This is a genomic window from Bacilliculturomica massiliensis, assembly GCF_900605495.1.
Lineage (GTDB): Bacteria > Bacillota > Clostridia > Peptostreptococcales > Anaerovoracaceae > Bacilliculturomica > Bacilliculturomica massiliensis.
Genome location: NZ_LR027602.1, coordinates 637740 through 654750 on the forward strand (window position 1 = coordinate 637740; position 17011 = coordinate 654750).

Here is a 17011-nt window from a genome sequence, read left to right on the forward strand (position 1 = left end):
TCTGAACCGGATAAAGGAGGAGAGGCGATGAATATACAGAAAAAATCCCTGGCGTTTCACGAAAAGTGGAGAGGAAAGCTGGAGATCAAAAGCAAGGTGCCGGTGAAGACGGCCATGGACCTTTCTCTGGCGTACACGCCGGGGGTGGCGGAGCCCTGCCGCCGGATACGAGATAAGGCCGCCGACGTGTACAAATACACGGGGAAAGGCAATATGGTGGCTGTGGTGACCGACGGCACGGCTGTGCTGGGGCTGGGCGACATCGGACCGGAGGCCGCCCTCCCCGTCATGGAGGGAAAGGCCGTTCTGTTCCGGGAATTTGGCGGAGTGGACGCCTTGCCCATCTGCGTGGCGTCTAAGGACGTAGAGGATATCGTTCGGACCGTGAAGCTGATCGAACCGGTGTTCGGCGGCATCAATCTGGAGGACATTTCATCTCCCCGGTGCGCGGAGATCGAGCGGAGGCTGAAGGATGAACTGTCGATCCCGGTGTTTCACGACGATCAGCACGGCACTGCGGTGGTGGTGACCGCGGCGCTGGTCAACGGGCTGAAGGTAGTGGGTAAGGAATGGAAAAACGTGACGGTGGCCATGAGCGGCGCGGGAGCGGCGGGCTCCGCCATCGCGCGCATGCTGCTGTCCATGGGCGTGGGAAATCTGATCGTGTGCGGCAGCAGAGGTATCTTAAACAGGAAGGATGTCTGCGCCAACTGGGTGCATCAGGAGATCGCGGAGATGACGAATCCGGAGTGCAGGACCGGGGGGCTGGCCGAAGCCATGAAGGGAGCGGACGTCTTCATTGGAGTTTCCGCCCCCAATATCGTTACGGAAGAGATGGTGGCGTCCATGGCGGACCGGGCCATCGTATTTCCCATGGCCAACCCGGATCCGGAGATCCTGCCGGAACTGGCGCTGCATGCGGGGGCCGCCGTTGTGGGGACCGGCCGTTCCGATTTCCCAAATCAGATCAACAATGTGCTGGCTTTTCCGGGAATTTTCCGCGGAGCTCTGGACGCCAAGGCTTCAGAGATCAACGAGGCCATGAAGATCGCCGCGGCTCAGGCTATCGCCGGGCTGGTGGGAGAGGATGAGCTCTGCGCCGGACATATCATCCCATCGCCCCTTGACGAGCGGGTGGCCAAGGCTGTGGCCGACGCCGTTTACAGCGCCGCCATGGCCTCGGGCGCGGTCCGCAGATAGGGGGCGGTGAGGGCGATGAAAGTTGAACTGAACTATGCAAAAGAAACGATGAGCTGCACAGTTCCGGACGAAAATTATCTGGGAACGCTGCTGCCGGAAGCGCCGGCCGCCGGTCTGCGGGGCGAGGCGGAAGTGCTGCGGGCACTGGAACACCCGGTGGGAAGCAGGCGCCTGCGGGAACTGGTGCGGCCGGGACAGAAGATCGCTCTGGTCACCAGCGATATCACCAGACCTGTGCCCAGCTCCCGCATTCTGCCGCTGGTCATGGAAGAGCTGAGAGCCGGCGGCGTACAGGATGAAGATGTGACGGTGGTGCTGGCTCTGGGCAGTCACCGGCCTCACAGTTCGGAGGAAAAAAGGCGGCTGACGGGGGAGCAGATCTATGACTCCCCTGTCTGCGTGGTGGACAGCGATGCCTCCGACTGCGTGCGTCTGGGCGTCTGCCGCAACGGAACTCCGGTGGATATCTTTCGGCGGGTAGCGGAGGCGGATTTCCGCATCTGTATCGGGAATGTAGAATTTCATTATTTCGCCGGCTATTCGGGAGGCTGCAAGGCCCTCATGCCAGGCGTATCCAGCCGGGAGGCCATTCAGGCCAACCATTCCAACATGACGAGACCGGGAGCCCACGCAGGAAATCTGGACGGGAACCCGGTGCGGCAGGATATCGACCAGATCACGGAGTTCATCTCTGTGGATTTTATCGTGAACGTGGTGCTTGACGACCACAAGGAGATCGTGCGGGCGGAGGCGGGCCACAGCATTGAGGCCCACAGAGAGGCCTGCGCCTACCTGGACCGCATGTACAAAATACCGCTGAGGGAGAAGGCGGATATCGTGCTGTTCTCCCCCGGGGGATATCCGAAGGACATCAATCTGTATCAGGCGCAGAAAGGACTGGACAACGCCGGACACGCCGTTAAGGACGGCGGGATCCTCATCTGGTGCGCTTCCGCCCGGGAAGGCTTTGGAGAAAAGACCTTCGAGGACTGGATGCTGCACAAGACGCCTGACGAGATGATCGGCGAGATCCGATCTCATTTCAAGCTGGGCGGCCACAAGGCGGCGGCCATCGCAATGGTTTTGAAACGGGCGGAGATCTACTTCGTCTCCGATCTGGAAAAGACTCTGGTGGAACAGATGGGCATGCGGCACTTCGACTCCCTTCAGCAGGCGGTAGATGAGGCGCTGCGGGCCCAGAGGGTGAAAGGGATCCGGCCGAAGGTGCTGGTCATGCCGCTGGCAGGTTCCACCCTTCCTGCGGCGGAAACGGACCGGTAGCGGGTTCGGCAGCCGGAAGGGGACTGAGACCGGGAGCGGGATCGGCAGCAGGCCGGGACTGAGACCGGGAGCGGGATCGGCAGCAGACACGGGACTGAGACCGCAGGCAGAACTGCGGGCAGGACAGCCAGAGACGGGCAGACAAATAAAGAATGTCACAGCGCAAAGGGCGCGCCGCAAATAAGAAGCGGCGCGCCCTTCCTGCGCTGTTGTCTTCTGTTATGAGAGAGAGAAGCCCCGGAGCGGGGCCGGCTCAGCGGCTTCTGCCGGCCGTCACCGGTTACCGCCGGAGACGAACAGGGCGATCTGTTTTTCCAGAATGTCAAGTCCAGCTGTCAGCTGCTCGTCGCTGAGGCACAGGGGCATCAGCAGGCGAATGGTCTGACCGTACACCCCGGCGTTCTTTACCACCAGACCGTTTTTCTTGCAGCCGGCCATGATCGTGTTCGCCGCTTCCGTGTACGGTTCCTTTGTCTCCCGGTCCTTTACAAATTCCAGGGACAGCATGGCTCCGGTGCCGCGCACGTCGCCGATGACCGGATAGGCTTCATACCATTCCCTGAAGCGTTTCATGGTCTTTTCGCCGATGGCCCGGGCTTTCGCCGCAAAGTCATCGCGCTCCATGATCTCCAGCACCTTCATGGCAGCGGCGCAGGCCAGAGGATTTCCGCCGTAGGTCCCGCCCAGCTGTCCGCCAAGGGCAGGGGCTTCCATCACCTCGTCTCTTCCGGTGACGGCGCTGATGGGGATGCCGGCGGCGATGGATTTCGCGCTGGTCATCAGATCGGGGTATACGCCGGCGTCAGCCCAGTATTCTGTAGCGAACATGCGGCCCGTCCGGCAGTAGCCGGTCTGGATCTCATCGGCGATGAGCAGGATGCCGTGGCGGTCGCAGATTTTGCGCAGCTCTTTTACGTAGGATATGGGAGCCGCAACGAAGCCGGATTCGCCCTGAACCGGTTCCAGAATAACAGCGGCCACCGTGTCCGGGGACACGGACTCGTCCAGCATATTGCACAGCTGTTTCAGATAATAGTCCACAGCCTGATCTTCGCTGATCCCCTGCGGGCGGTGATACAGGTCGGGATAGGGGGCCCGGTATACGCCCTGGCAGAGAGGGCCGAAACCGGTCTGGTAAGGGTTGGCGGAAGCGGTCAGCGTCATGGCCATGTAGGTCCGGCCGTGAAAAGCCCCGGTGAAGGCGATGATATTGGGCCGTTTCGTATAGCATCTGGCGATCTTGACCGCGTTATCCACGGCTTCCGAGCCACAGTTGAAGAAGGCCGTTCTTTTTTTGTGACTGCCCGGGGTCAGCCGGTTCAGCCGTTCTGCCAGATCCACGTACTCGCTGTAATGGAAGGTGTTGATCTGCGGGTGGAAATAACGGTCCGCCTGTTTTTTTACAGCCTCCACCACTTCCGGATCGCTGTGTCCGATGTTCATGACGCCGATCCCGCCCACGAAGTCCAGGAAGATGTTGCCGTCCAGATCCTCCACCACCGCACCTTCGGCGCGGCTGATGGCGCAGGGAGTGGCGCAGCTGATGGAGGAAGGGATCTCAGAAGCCCGCTTGTGGATGACGAGCTGAGATTTGGGACCCGGAAGGGGGGTGACGATCTTAGGTAATGCATCTCTTAACATAATTGGAAACCTCCTGTTTCAAATGGTTCATGATTGTTTTCTTTATGTAATGCAAGGTCCGTGCCATGCCGGAAGCCGTTTTTTCCCGCGGCCCGTCCCGGGGAGAAACAGCAGGATCGCGGCGGGTCAGAGGTTTGCAAAACGGCGTCCGGGTCCGGGGCCGGAAATTTCTATCAAAAAAATAGTTGCTCTTTCAAAAAAATGATAGTAGGATTCAGTTAAAGGGAAGGACGGGTGATAAACTTGAAGAATGACAGCAAAATCGTCGCGCCTCTGGGCATATATCGATCGGAAGAAGACCGGTTTGAACAAAACGCGGCGGCGGAGGAATTGTTTCAAAAGAAAGAGGAGCTCGAAATGGTGCGGGGTCTCCTGCGGGAAATGCTGCGTGTTCCAGAGACCTGCCGCAGGTATGCAGAGGTCATTTCGGCGGGGGACGCGGAATACCTTCTTCTGAGCCAGCCGGCGGAGGAGCAGGGAGATTTTCTGGTCTTCAGTCTGGATATGAGCGCGGTGAACCCTGTCCTGAGACAGACCGGCGAGGTCAGGAAGATCGAACAGGAATACTGCGATATCCTGGGCAGCATCCACGCCGACATCGTGATCATCGACAGAGACGGGTACATCCGCACCGTGCTGCCCAACTTTGAGACGATGTATGGGATCTCCGCAGAAGAAGCTGTGGGAAAGACGATCTTTGAGATGGAGGAACGGAAGATATTCAATCCCTCCATCGCCGCACTGGCGCTGAAGTCAGGCAGATCCGAGACGATGCTGCAGAAGACCGGAGCCGAAAAATACCTGATGTGCACGGCCACGCCGGTCTACGATGGAGAGGGACGTCTGGAGAAAATAGTGAGTTTTACCAGGGACGTGACAGACTATGAATCACTGCGCAGCCAATACGACGACCTGCAGAAGACGCTGGATCAATACAGCGTTCAGCTGGAACAGCTGCGAAGCGAACAGAAAATGGATGATTCCCTGGTTGGAAACAGTCCCGAGATCACCCACGTGACGAAGATGATCGAAAAGATCGCCCAGTTCGACGCCACGGTCCTCCTTACGGGAGAGTCGGGGGTGGGGAAAACTATGTACGCCAGCCTGATCCACCGGCGCAGCGGCAGAAAGGACAAAGCCTTCATCTCCATCAACTGCGGCGCCATCCCGGAGAACCTGCTGGAATCGGAGCTGTTCGGATATGAAAAGGGAGCGTTTACCGGGGCCGGTCAGACGGGGAAAGCGGGGCTTGTGGAGCTGGCCGACGGCGGAACGCTCTTTCTCGATGAGATCGGCGATCTGCCGCTCCATATGCAGGTCAAGCTGCTTAAGGTCATTCAGGAAAAGAAAAGTATGCGCGTGGGCGGGACGGTGGAAAAGGAGATCGATTTCCGCCTGATCGCGGCCACAAATAAAAATATGAAAGAACTGCTGGAGACGGGGCAGTTCCGCGAGGATCTGTTTTACCGTCTGAACGTGATCAGCATTCATATTCCCCCGCTGCGGGAACGAAAGGCCGATATTTTCCCGCTGCTCAACTTCTTCCTGAACAAATACAGCGAGCGGTACGGGGTGAAAAAGATCTTTGCGGGTAAAGCGGTGGATTATCTGGAACAGTACGGCTGGCCGGGCAATATCAGAGAGCTGGAAAACATGGTGGAACGGCTGGTGCTGACGGCGGACGACTATATGATCGGCGTGGATATGCTCCCCCAATACGTGAGCAGCAACGAGCTGGTCTTCGACAGCGATATGGAGGGAAAAACGCTGAAGGAACTGCTGGAGGAGGTGGAAAAGAAAATTTTCGTGAGCACCTACAAAAAATGCGGGACGACTACCCAGGTGGCCAGGCTGCTGGGGATCAGCCAGGCTTCCGCGTCCATGAAAATATCCAAGTACATCAAAAATCAGATAACAAAAAATTGATGAAGATATCAAAAATATGATAGATCGCAAGAGCTGTGCGCCGCCGCACAGCTCTTTTTCATGCAAAGAAAAAGGAGAAGAGTTGAAAAATTCGAAACTTTGAAGCGCGAAAGGGGATCCCGGCGATAAAAAGTAACTTGGCATGATGCTTGCGTATGTAAACAGACAACAGCCGTTATTGAGATCGTGTCAGAGGATTGAGAGGGTGAAAACAGTGAAACAAATGAGCCTGGATCTGGAACTGGTCTACGTCAGCGACGTCCGGTTCGGATCAGAAACAAAAATGGACGACCACGTGTTGTATGTGAACAGAGAGGAACTGATCTCCGTGGCTGCCGATCGGTTTTTCTCATCGGTGGATGTGGAGCTTGCCCGGCCCGGAGAATCCATCCGCATTATTCCGGTGAAGGATGTGATCGAGCCCAGGATCAAGCCGGATACCGGCGATTTTTTCCCGGGGATCCTGGGCGGTTTTGAGGGCGTGGGAGAGGGAAGGACGAGAGTTCTGAAGGGATGCGGCGTGGTGACCACCGGACAGATCGTCTGCTTTCAGGAAGGACTGATCGACATGAGCGGTCCCTGCGCCGACTACTGCATCTATTCGAAGATGAACAATGTGGTGCTGATCGCAGAGCCTGTAGAAGGGATCACGCCGGAGCAGCACGAGGAGGCGGTGAGACTGGCGGGAGTCCGGATGGCTCACTATCTGGCGAAGGCCGCGGTGGATGTGGAGGCCGACGAGGTCAAGACCTATACGCTTCCGCCCGTGCCGCCGGAAAAGAAGCTGCCGCGGCTGCTTTACGTCAATCTGGTGCTGGCCCAGGGCCTGCTCCACGACAACTATATTTACGGGGGCGACTGCAAAAAGGTACAGACGGCGCTGATGCATCCCAATGAAATGATGGACGGAGCCATCGTCTCAGGAAACTGCGTGACTGCCTGCGACAAGAATACCACGTACGACCATGAGAACAACCCGGTGGTGGAGGATATGTATGCGCGGCACGGCGTGGATCTGGAATTTCTGGGCGTGATCTCCTCGCCCACGACCACCATGCTGGCGGAGAAGGAGAGAGGCGTGATGGCGATCCTCAGCATTGCCAGACTGCTGAACGCAGACGGGATCGTGGTGACGGAGGAAGGCGGCGGAAACCCGGAGGCCGATCTCATGCTGATCGCGGAGAAGGCGGAAAAGGCCGGCATCAAATGCGTGCTCGTGCTCCACGAGAACGCCGGGGACGACGGAGCTTCCGAACCCCTGTCAAACACCAGCGCCGCGGCCAAAGGCGTGGTCACGGCGGGAAACAACAATGAGTTCATCGTTCTGCCTCCCATGGAGAAGGTCTTGGGGCATCTGGAGGCGGTGGACGTGCTGGCCGGCGGCGTCAGCGACGCACTGCGCCCCGACGGCAGCGTCAACGTACGCCTGGCCGTAATCATGGACGCGACCAGTAATCTGGGAATCACGAAGATATCTGCGGAGACATACTAAGGGGGAGTGGTCAAATGAAAATCATACATTATATCAACCAATTCTTCGCCAACATCGGCGGCGAGGAGATGGCCGACATTCCGCCGGAGGTCAGGGAAGGCGTAGTCGGTCCCGGTATGGCGCTGAAGGCCGCGCTTGACGGCGGTAATGAGATCGTAGCCACGGTGATCTGCGGGGACAACTACTTTGTAGATCACGAATCGGAGGTGTCCGACTGGCTGAAGAAGATCATCGGGCAGTATGAAGCGGACCTGATCATCGCCGGTCCCGCCTTCTTTGCAGGACGGTACGGCATGGCATGCGGAGGCGTGTGCAAGATCGCGTACGAGATGGGGATTCCCGCTGTTTCCGGTATGTTCGAGGAAAACCCGGGAAGGGAAATGTACCAGAAGTACGGGTTTATCTTTCCCACGGACAATAATGCCAGAGGCATGAAAAAGGCTGTGACGGCCATGGCGGGATTCGTCGGCCGGCTGGCGGCGGGAGAAGACATTTACGATTACAGAAAGCAGGGCTATTTCAGGCGCGGCATCCGCAGGAACATCTGGCGGGAGAGCGTGGGCGCGCACCGGGCGGTAGATATGGTCCTGGATATGATCGCCGGACGTCCCTATGAGACGGAACTTGAAATGAACACCTTTTCACGAGTGGAACCCAGCGCTCCCATCGCGGACCTTTCCGCAGCAAAGATCGCGCTGATCTCCACCTGCGGAGCCGTTCCGGAGGGGAATCCCGATAAGATCGAGTCTCACGCAGCAACGCACTGGCAGATCTATCACATCGAAGACTATCAGGGACCGGAGCTGATCCACTCGGTGGTGGCTCACGGGGGCTGCGCGCCTACCTTCGGCTATCACAACGGCAACCGCATGATGCCGGTAGACGCCATGCTGGAACTGGAGAAGCAGGGTTTTATCGGAGAATTTGATAAGAACATCTACGTCACGGTGGGCAACTCCATGCCAGTGGTGAGAGCCGCCAAGTTCGGAGAAGAGATCGCCAAGTCTCTGAAAGAGAGCGGAGTGGCGGGGGCGATCCTCACATCGGCCTGAGGCAGCTGTACGCGTTGCGGTGCAACGATCGTAAAAGCTATCGACGCTGTGGGCATTCCCGCGGTCCATCTCTGTACCATCGTACCGATCTCAAAGACAGTGGGAGCCAACCGGATCTATCCCGCGGTGGCGATCCCTCATCCCACAGGCTATCCGGATCTGCCGCCGGAGGAGGAAAAGGCGGCCAGACTGGAGCTGACGAAGAAGGCGCTGTCGGCCCTCACAAAGCCGGTCACAGAACCCACCATATTCAAATAACCACGGAGCAGCCGGCGCAGGGCGAGAAGGCGCGGCAAGCAAGGAACCGCTCTGCGTGACTAAAGGCGCGGGGCGCCGGGAGGCGTCCCGCTGGACTAGTAAGGAGGAATGAGGTATGACAAAAAGAGCACCAACATTCGGCGAATCGGTATTTTCTATTTTATCTATGGTCGTCATCATCGCTGTGGGATACGCAGGCTTCGGCGTGCGGGTGGAAATGCTCATGATCATTTCCGCTATCGTGGCGGCTCTGGTGGCCCGGCGCTGCGGCTACAGATGGGCTGATCTGGAAAGCGGCATCTGCCAGAAGATCGTCCAGGCCACGCCGGCCATACTGATCATGTGGACCATCGGGATCGTCATCGCGACCTTTATTTTCAGCGGATCGATCCCCATGATCATCTACTATGGACTGAAGCTCATCAACCCCCAATACCTGTATCTGTGCACCTTCCTGGTCTGCTGCGTACTTTCCGTGGTGACCGGTACCTCCTGGGGCTCCGCGGGAACCATGGGAGTGGCCATGATGGGCGTTGCGGCCGGGCTGGGCGTGCCCCTGCACATCACGGCGGCGGCCGTGGTCAGCGGCGTTATCTTCGGCGACAAACTGTCGCCGCTGTCGGAGACGACAAATCTGGCGCCTCTCTGCGCCGGCTGCAATATCTACGACCACATCGCTTCCATGATGTGGACCACGCTGCCCTCTTCGATCATATCCGCAGTAGTGTTCTGGCTCTGCGGCATGCAGATCGAGGTGACCAGCACCGGTCTGCCTCAGGAGGCCCTGGACACCATGGCGTCCCTGGACGAGATCTATCACTGGAATCTGCTGCTTCTGCTGCCGTTCCTGGTGATACTGGTATGCGCCTTTACAAAGCAGCCGCCGGTGCCCACCATGATCGGCGCATCCCTGCTGGCCATCATTATCGGCTGTGCGTATCAGGGATTTGACGTGGTGCAGGGATTTGCGGCCAGCGTCAACGGCTTTACCACCAACATGATCTTTGACGGCGAGGTAGCGCCTGCCGTGTCTTCCCTTCTGAACCGCGGCGGCATGAAGTCCATGGTCGGCATCGTGATCGTGATCTACTGCGGCTACGGCTACGCGGCCATCATCAGCAAGGCGGGATTCCTGAAGACGGCGCTGGAACCTGTTGTGAGCAGAGCGAAGAACCGCGTCACCCTCATCGGCGCCACGCTGATCACCGATTTCATCATCATGGCCTGCGCGGGCTCGTCCTATCCGGCGCACATCATGACGGCTGAAATGTACAAGAGAGCGTATCTGGAGCAGAATCTGGATCCCAGAGTGCTGTCCAGAACACTGGAAGACGTGGGGACCATGATGGCACCCTGGATCCCCTGGGGCACCTCCGGCGCCTTCTACATCGGAACTCTGGGCGTGGGGATCTTCGGCATGGAGGGCTTTGGTATCTGGAGCCCCAATACCTATCTGAATCCGGTCTTCGCGCTGATCGTGGCGGCGGTGGGCATCGGAATGTACAAGATGACCCCGGAAAAGCAGAAGGAAGAACTGGCGAAACTGGACGCGCAGGAAGAGGCGCTGTAGTACGGACAGAAGGGTACGCCCGTCTGTGAGGCGGCAGGGGAAGCCGTAGGCGCCCATGCCTGAGAATGAAAAACGGAGAGAAAGAACAGCTGGAGGATGGAAAAAATGGAACGGCGGATCGAAGAATGGCCGCAGGGTGCAGAGACGGCCGCATTGGAGATGACTGCGGAGGAGGCTGCCGCGGCGGAGATGCTCGCAGAGACGGAGGAAGTACTCAGTTTCACCGCAGTCATCGACGGCGTGGAGCGAAAGCTGATCGAGCAGGCCCTGAGAAAGGCCGGAGGAAACCGCACCCGGGCGGGCAATATGCTGTGCCTGACGAGACAGACGCTGAATTACAAGATCAAGAGACTGAACATCGAAGTGAGCGGCTGAGAGCCGGACAGCGGAAGGGGGAACGGATTTGAGGACCACGAGAATCGTCACGAACAACAGCAGAGTTGAGGAATACGTGAAACAGGACCGGAGAGCATTCCGTCTGGACGCCATCGAAGGCGATGTGCGGGATGTGGTCTTTTGCGCCAGAGACCTGCTGCTGGAGGGCTGGAGCCTGACCGCCGATCCGCTGGGCGGACGCAGGGAGCGGGCGAACCCATTTCTGACAGTGATCCTGGAGAAGAGTCCGCGGGATTCCCACTGGGGACTGGTGGGAAGCGGAGGCCTGTCCGGTCAGAGCGGCGAGATCCTCAGGGTAGAACAGCTGCTTGCGCTGTTTGAACGAAATGAGGAACGGCTGGCCGCCCTGACGCAGCGGCAGAGGAGCGACTACGCTGCTATCGACGCGTCGCTGGCCATAGGCGTACTGGATAAGCTCTGATGTCCACATCCTGCATAATGAATAGGTCAGGACAGATAAAAGAAAGAGAGGTATGGGAGAAAATTTTTCTCCCCATACCTCTCTTTTATTTTTGTTGGAAAAACGACAGGGTTCCGTAACCATTTCTTAATGTTTATATGGGGAATTCTTTTATTTTCTGCATTTAGAATAGAAGCTGTATTGGGGATCGGGAACAGTCCGCCGCCGGGATTGAAAGCCGGCGATTTTGGGCAGAATGAGAAGAGAGGCAATGAGAGAGGAGCAGAAGTATGGGAAAGGTCCGGTGCGGCGGAAAAAGCACGGCGAAAAGGGGAGCTGAAAACAGGAGGGTTTCAGCATCGGCCGAAAGCCACAAGCGGAGGGCGGCGGAGTCAGGACAGGAGCAGCCTTCCGTAAAGCGTTTTGAACCGGCGGCAGATCAGGGGCTGACGGCGGCGCAGGTGGAAGAGCGCGTTCGGGCAGGGATGGTGAATCGGGTCAAAGAGAATCTCTCCAAGACGGAGGGACAGATCGTACGGGATAATGTGTTTACCTTTTTCAATCTGCTGTTTTTTCTGCTGGCCATGTGTCTGTTTGCTGTGAAGGCGTATACGGACATGTTGTTTTTCGGGATCATCGTCGTCAACACCCTGATCGGCATCGTGCAGGAATTGAGGGTCAAACGAACGCTGGACAAGATAACCCTGCTGGCGGTCAGAGATGTGACGGTGATCCGGGACGGTCAGGAGACAGCGCTGCCGCCGGACCGGCTGGTGGCGGACGACATCGTGATCTTCGGGCAGGGGAGCCAGATCTGTGCAGACGCCGTGCTCTGTCAGGGGAGCGTGGTGGTAAACGAGTCCCTTCTCACAGGGGAGTCCGACGTGATCGCTAAGAAGGCGGGGGATCAGCTGCTCTCCGGAAGTTTCGTCACCGCGGGACGCTGCGTGGCCAGACTGGAACGGGTGGGAGATGAATCCTACGCCGCCGGCATCACGGGGGAGGCCAGAAAGAGAAAGAAGCGCAGGTCTCAGATGATGAGGTCTCTGGACGGCCTGCTGAAATGGATCGGACTGGGCATAATACCGGTGGGACTCATCCTGTTTCTGAAGCAGACCGCTCTGCCGGACACGGGGGTCCCGTACGCGGTCAGCTCCACCGTCGCTTCGGTGGTGGGAATGATCCCGGAGGGCCTGTACCTCCTTGTCAGCATTGCGCTGGCGCTGAGCGTGATCAAGCTGGCAAGAAACAAAACGCTGGTCCACGAGCTTTCCTGTATTGAAAATCTGGCCCGGGTGGATGTGCTCTGTCTGGATAAAACGGGGACCATCACAGAGGGACGCATGGAAGTGACGGAGCTGATCCCGCTGACGGAAACGCCCCGGCGCTTTGTCGAACTTCTGGACGCATACGTGAACACATCGGAGAGCGACAACGCCACGGCAAGGGCGCTGAAGGAGCATTTTGACAGACCGGCCGGCATGGAGACGGAATTTCACGGAGCCGTTGAGACTCCCTTTTCATCGGAGCGCAAATGGGGAGCGCTTCATTTAAAGGACGGCAGGAGATATGTACTGGGAGCGCCGGAGATGATCCTGGGGGAGAGATTTGCAGAATATGAGAGCTCCTTAGGGGGATTCTTAGCCGGAGGAAACAGGGTGCTTCTGCTGGCGGAAACAGGGCAGGAAGAAACAGAACCGGCGGACGCAGGGCCGGCGGAAGCCGTCCGGCCGCTGGGATTCGCAGTCCTTTCAGATAAGCTGAGGGATAATGCGGGCGAAACGCTGGAGTATTTCAAGAGTCAGGGAGTGACGATCAAGGTGATCTCCGGCGATAACGCGGAAGCTGTGGCGGCTGTTGCGGCGAGAGCGGGAGTGGCCGGCGCGGAGCATTACCTGGATATGGAGCGGTTTGAGTGGGAACAGCGGGAAGGCGCAGCGGAGGATGAAGGGACTGAGAGCGGCAGGGATGGGGAGCGCAGAGAGAGGGCTCTGGGGGATGCCGCGGAGCGCAACGCCGTATTCGGCAGAGTGAGTCCGCAGCAGAAGCGGGAGCTGATCAGCAGCCTGAAGCGCTCCGGTCACACGGTGGCCATGATCGGCGACGGCGTGAACGACGTGCTGGCGCTGAAGGAAGCGGACTGCAGCATCGCCATGGCGGCGGGCAGCGAAGCGGCCCAGCACGTGTCGCAGATGGTACTGCTCCACTCGGATTTTGCGGCTATGCCGCAGATCGTGCTGGAGGGACGCCGGGTCATCAATAATATTCAGCGTTCCGCGTCGCTGTTTCTGGTGAAGAACATCTTTTCCTTCCTCATCACCATGGTACTGCTGTTTGCCGCCATGCCCTATCCCTTCGTGCCCATCCAGCTGACGCTGTTCAGCGGGCTTATGATCGGGATACCGTCCTTTCTGCTGACGCTGGAGCCGTCCTATGAACGGATAAAAGGGAAGTTTATGAAGACGGTGCTGATGAACGCGCTGCCGGGCGGACTGGTCACAGCAGGCAGCGTGCTGGCTGTCCTCTGGCTTGGGGCGTCTGCCGGCATTCCCATGGAGGAGCTTTCCTCTATCTGCACGCTGCTCGCGGGCGTCAACGGACTGATGGTGCTGCTGTTTCTGTGCTGGCCGCTGTCTCTGCCCCGTTTCGCCCTGGTGACGGCCATGGGGGCCTGCTTTTTCGGAGCGGCGCTGTTCCTGGCTCCGATGTTTCGGATCGAAAGCCTTTCGGCTGCGGGCTGGCAGTTGTTTCTGACCGCGGCTGCGGCAGGGCCGATCTTCATGGGAGCCGTGGTATTCGGCGTGAGCCGTTTTAAGAATGGCGGAGGAGGCGGAAGCAGAAGAGGAGAGAAAAGAGGGGTCCCAGGGCCGGGTAGATCGCAGATCGTTTAAAGGGGCGCCGGCGGACCGAAAATGACGGGAACGGAGGTAGAAAGATGGAGAGAAAATGCTGTGTGATCATACCGGCTTACAGGCCGGGGGAAGAATTGATCCCATATATACGCGAACTGCTGTCGGGGGGCGCAGGGCTGGTGGCCGTTGTGGACGACGGGAGCGGGCCGTCCTACGGGGCCGTGTTCGGACAGGCGGCGGAGTGCGATGGCTGTGTGGTTCTGCGCCACAGGGAAAACAGAGGCAAGGGAGCCGCCATTAAAACGGGAATTGCCTGGTATCTGGGACAGCGCGGACAGAAAGCGGAACCGGAGACGGAAGCGGCCGCCGTTTTGGGCAATGGTGCTGCCGCCGCTGCGGAAGGGGAAACAGCCGCGCTGGCGGCGGGGTGCTGCGGCGTGGTCACGGCAGACTGCGACGGGCAGCACAGCGTAAAGGATGTGCTGCGCATGGCGGAACGGCTGTGCCGGTGCGAGACGTCCGGGAGTCAGGAGCTGATACTGGGATGCCGCAGCTTTGACGAAAACACGCCTGCCAGAAGTCTTCTGGGAAATCGGATCATATCAAAGGGTTTCAAGCTCTTTTACGGGCTGGAACTGTCCGACACGCAGACGGGTCTGCGGGGGATCCCAAACAGTATGCTGCCGGAGGCGCTGCGGCTGTCCGGCCAGCGGTACGAATACGAACTCAACATGCTGATCTTCGCCCAAAAACGGGGCATACCGGTTTCTGCGGTACCCATCGAGACCATTTATCTGGATAAAAACAGAGGCAGCCACTACCGGCCGCTGATGGATTCGCTGCGCATCCTGGGGCAGCTGTGCAGAGGGTCCACACGGTCGCCTGACGCCGTTCTGCGGCCTGAAAGAGGGGCCGCGCCTCAGACGGCGGAGGCGTCCAGCCGCAGCGAAAAGCGGCAGCCGAAGGCAAGGGGGGCGGCGTTCAGGAGGAGACAGAGTGGGGAATCATATCTATAGCATATCGATCCGCGGACTGCGGGCCCTCATACGGAAAACCGCCATGAGAGGATGGACCGTCGAGGGAGACGGTCAATGGGAGAGCGCGGGTCCCGCAGAAGCGGGACCCGCTGTTTACGTGGTCCATCATCAGAATCTGCTGGGGCCGGTGTGCGCCGCCGCGCTCATGCCGGAGGAGGCCAGACTGTGGGTGCTGCACGTATTCTGCAGCCGCCGGGCCTGCTTTGAACAGTATTATGGATATACCTTCACCCAGCGGTTCGGCTGGGTCCGGCCCGCCGCCTTTGCAGCCGCCGGGCTTCTGAGCCTGTGTATTCCGCCGTTTTTGCACGGACTGGGAGCGATCCCGGTCTACAGGGGAACCAGAGAGATCCGCAGGACCGTTGACCGCTCCCTCTCGGCGCTGCTTTCCGGAGAGAGTCTCATCATCTGTCCTGATCGGGATTATGCCAGCGGTTCGCCGGAGACGGGGGAGATCTACAACGGTTTTCTCCATCTGGAGAAAGTCTATTTCAGAAAGACGGGAAAGCATCTGCGCTTCGTGCCGCTGTGCTGCCGGCGGGAGGACCGCCGTCTGGTCCGGGGGCCGGAGGTCCGGTTTTCCGGAGCGGGATCCTTTGCGGCGGAACAGAGAGAGATAGCGACCCGCCTGGTCGAGACCATGAATCGTCTGGCGGAGGGGAAAAAGGAGCGGCGGGAGCCGCGTTAAGAAATTAGTAAGTTTTTTATAAGAATATCTCAATCTGCGCTTAATGAAGTCAATCTTTCGACCTGTTATGATAGAGATGTCGAAAGGGGAATGGGTAATCTCAAAACGACATTTGAACTGAACCAGAAGGATCCGGGCCGGTGCCACACAGCGGTCCGGTCCCTTCAGGAACAGGAGGGGCTTCAGGGGAGAGCCGCCCTGGGGAGGCGGCAGGGACCGCAGCAGGGGCCGCAGGGGGGCGGAAAGCGATTTGACGATCAGGCGCGAAACAGGAGCGCTTAAGACGAACACATAGAATCATGCAGAAAAGGGAGATGGGGACATGAAGAGAAAAAGAGTGACTGAAATGGTGCCGGGGCTTCTGCCTCTCAGAAAGAAGCAGAGAAGGGCCTGCTTTTATCTGAAGATGGCGCTGGACCGGAACCATTACGCAGGTGAGATCCAGAGGGAGCCGCTGGAAAACAGTATTTTCTCGGCCAGCTCGACGGTAATCAACAGAAACAGCGGGTTTGACATCCAGTATCAGTACAACAAGGCTTACAACCTGGAGGTGGCGTCCAAGCCGGTGAGCGGCGTGCTGATCCGGCCGGGTGAGACGTTTTCCTTCTGGCGGCTGCTGAAAGACGCGGACGCCCAGACGCCCTATAAAGAAGCGCTGGCTCTGCACGAAGGAGAAATGTCCACGGTGGAGGGAGGCGGGCTGTGCCAGCTTTCCAATCTGCTTTTCTGGATGTTTCTGCATACGCCGCTGACGATCGTGGAGCGTCACTCCCACTCCACGGAGTTTTTCTCCGGTGCAGTGTGCGGCATGCCGGAGGGAGCGGACGCGTCGGTAGCCGAGGGCTGGAAGGATCTGAAGGTGCGCAACGAGACGCAGAATGTGTTTCAGATTTTCGTTGGCGTGCGGGAGGACGAGCTCTGCGGAGAGATCAGAGCGCTGTATCCGCTGAACGTACAGTATGAGATATATCATAAAAATCTGCGCTATTATTCGGTGGACAACGATATATACAGGGAAAACGATGTGTTCCGAAAGACGCTGAGCGTGAAGAGCGGGGCGCTGCTGGACAACGCCAGATTGTTTCACAGCAGAAGTATGGTGAAGCATCCGCTGGAAGAGGGGACTGTGGTGAGTTCGGAGGAGGGGCACGGAGACAACGGCGTGCACTGCAGACTGCCGGGGAAGGCGCTGAGGATCTGAGCGGGAGAAAAAGAGGG

Annotated in this window: 14 protein-coding genes; 13 read left to right on the plus strand and 1 reads right to left on the minus strand. The window is 58.5% G+C overall.

What is annotated here, in order from left to right:
* The first annotated feature begins 27 nt into the window (after positions 1-27).
* Positions 28-1200, plus strand: a complete 1173-nt coding sequence (locus E0E37_RS09055) for an NAD(P)-dependent malic enzyme (RefSeq protein ID WP_130862707.1) — start codon at positions 28-30, stop codon at positions 1198-1200.
* A 15-nt stretch (positions 1201-1215) separates the two neighbouring features.
* Positions 1216-2481 carry a nickel-dependent lactate racemase family protein gene (locus tag E0E37_RS09060; RefSeq protein WP_130862708.1) on the plus strand — a complete coding sequence of 422 codons (1266 nt, stop codon included), beginning with the start codon at positions 1216-1218 and terminating at the stop codon, positions 2479-2481.
* 273 nt (positions 2482-2754) lie between these two features.
* Here the strand turns inward: E0E37_RS09060 and gabT are convergent, their stop codons facing one another.
* Positions 2755-4122 (minus strand): 4-aminobutyrate--2-oxoglutarate transaminase, encoded by a 1368-nt coding sequence (gene gabT, locus E0E37_RS09065; RefSeq protein ID WP_130862709.1) that lies wholly within the window; start codon positions 4120-4122, stop codon positions 2755-2757.
* A 234-nt stretch (positions 4123-4356) separates the two neighbouring features.
* Between gabT and E0E37_RS09070 the strand changes: the two genes are divergently transcribed.
* The 11 genes from E0E37_RS09070 to E0E37_RS09120 all read left to right on the plus strand — a co-directional run bounded on the left by E0E37_RS09070 (position 4357) and on the right by E0E37_RS09120 (position 16994).
* Entirely contained in the window at positions 4357-6048 is a 1692-nt protein-coding gene (locus E0E37_RS09070; RefSeq protein ID WP_130862710.1) for a sigma-54 interaction domain-containing protein, read from the plus strand.
* 223 nt (positions 6049-6271) lie between these two features.
* A complete protein-coding gene (locus E0E37_RS09075; protein WP_130862869.1) occupies positions 6272-7540 on the plus strand; it encodes a glycine/sarcosine/betaine reductase component B subunit in 1269 nt (422 codons plus the stop codon).
* A gap of 14 nt (positions 7541-7554) precedes the next feature.
* Positions 7555-8850 carry a glycine/betaine/sarcosine/D-proline family reductase selenoprotein B gene (locus tag E0E37_RS09080; protein ID WP_130862711.1) on the plus strand — a complete coding sequence of 432 codons (1296 nt, stop codon included), beginning with the start codon at positions 7555-7557 and terminating at the stop codon, positions 8848-8850.
* A gap of 115 nt (positions 8851-8965) precedes the next feature.
* Positions 8966-10420: a Na+/H+ antiporter NhaC gene (gene nhaC, locus E0E37_RS09085; protein WP_130862712.1), complete on the plus strand. Its 1455-nt coding sequence runs from the start codon at positions 8966-8968 to the stop codon at positions 10418-10420.
* 96 nt (positions 10421-10516) lie between these two features.
* A complete protein-coding gene (locus E0E37_RS09090) occupies positions 10517-10795 on the plus strand; it encodes a helix-turn-helix domain-containing protein (protein ID WP_130862713.1) in 279 nt (92 codons plus the stop codon).
* Between the two features lie 28 nt (positions 10796-10823).
* Positions 10824-11237, plus strand: a complete 414-nt coding sequence (locus E0E37_RS09095) for a GrdX family protein (RefSeq protein WP_130862714.1) — start codon at positions 10824-10826, stop codon at positions 11235-11237.
* Between the two features lie 269 nt (positions 11238-11506).
* Positions 11507-14107 carry an HAD-IC family P-type ATPase gene (locus E0E37_RS09100; RefSeq protein ID WP_130862715.1) on the plus strand — a complete coding sequence of 867 codons (2601 nt, stop codon included), beginning with the start codon at positions 11507-11509 and terminating at the stop codon, positions 14105-14107.
* Positions 14108-14151: 44 nt separating this feature from the next.
* On the plus strand, positions 14152-15084 hold the full coding sequence (locus E0E37_RS09105; RefSeq protein WP_130862716.1) for a glycosyltransferase family 2 protein: 933 nt from the start codon (positions 14152-14154) through the stop codon (positions 15082-15084).
* The gene (locus E0E37_RS09110; RefSeq protein WP_130862717.1) at positions 15065-15793 is read left to right on the plus strand and encodes a glycerol acyltransferase; all 729 of its coding nucleotides are present in this window, start codon (positions 15065-15067) and stop codon (positions 15791-15793) included. Before E0E37_RS09105 ends, E0E37_RS09110 begins: the two co-directional genes overlap by 20 nt.
* A 90-nt stretch (positions 15794-15883) precedes the next feature.
* A complete protein-coding gene (locus tag E0E37_RS09115) occupies positions 15884-16075 on the plus strand; it encodes a hypothetical protein (protein WP_130862718.1) in 192 nt (63 codons plus the stop codon).
* 40 nt (positions 16076-16115) lie between these two features.
* Positions 16116-16994 (plus strand): VanW family protein, encoded by an 879-nt coding sequence (locus E0E37_RS09120; RefSeq protein ID WP_130862719.1) that lies wholly within the window; start codon positions 16116-16118, stop codon positions 16992-16994.
* Positions 16995-17011: the final 17 nt, after the last annotated feature.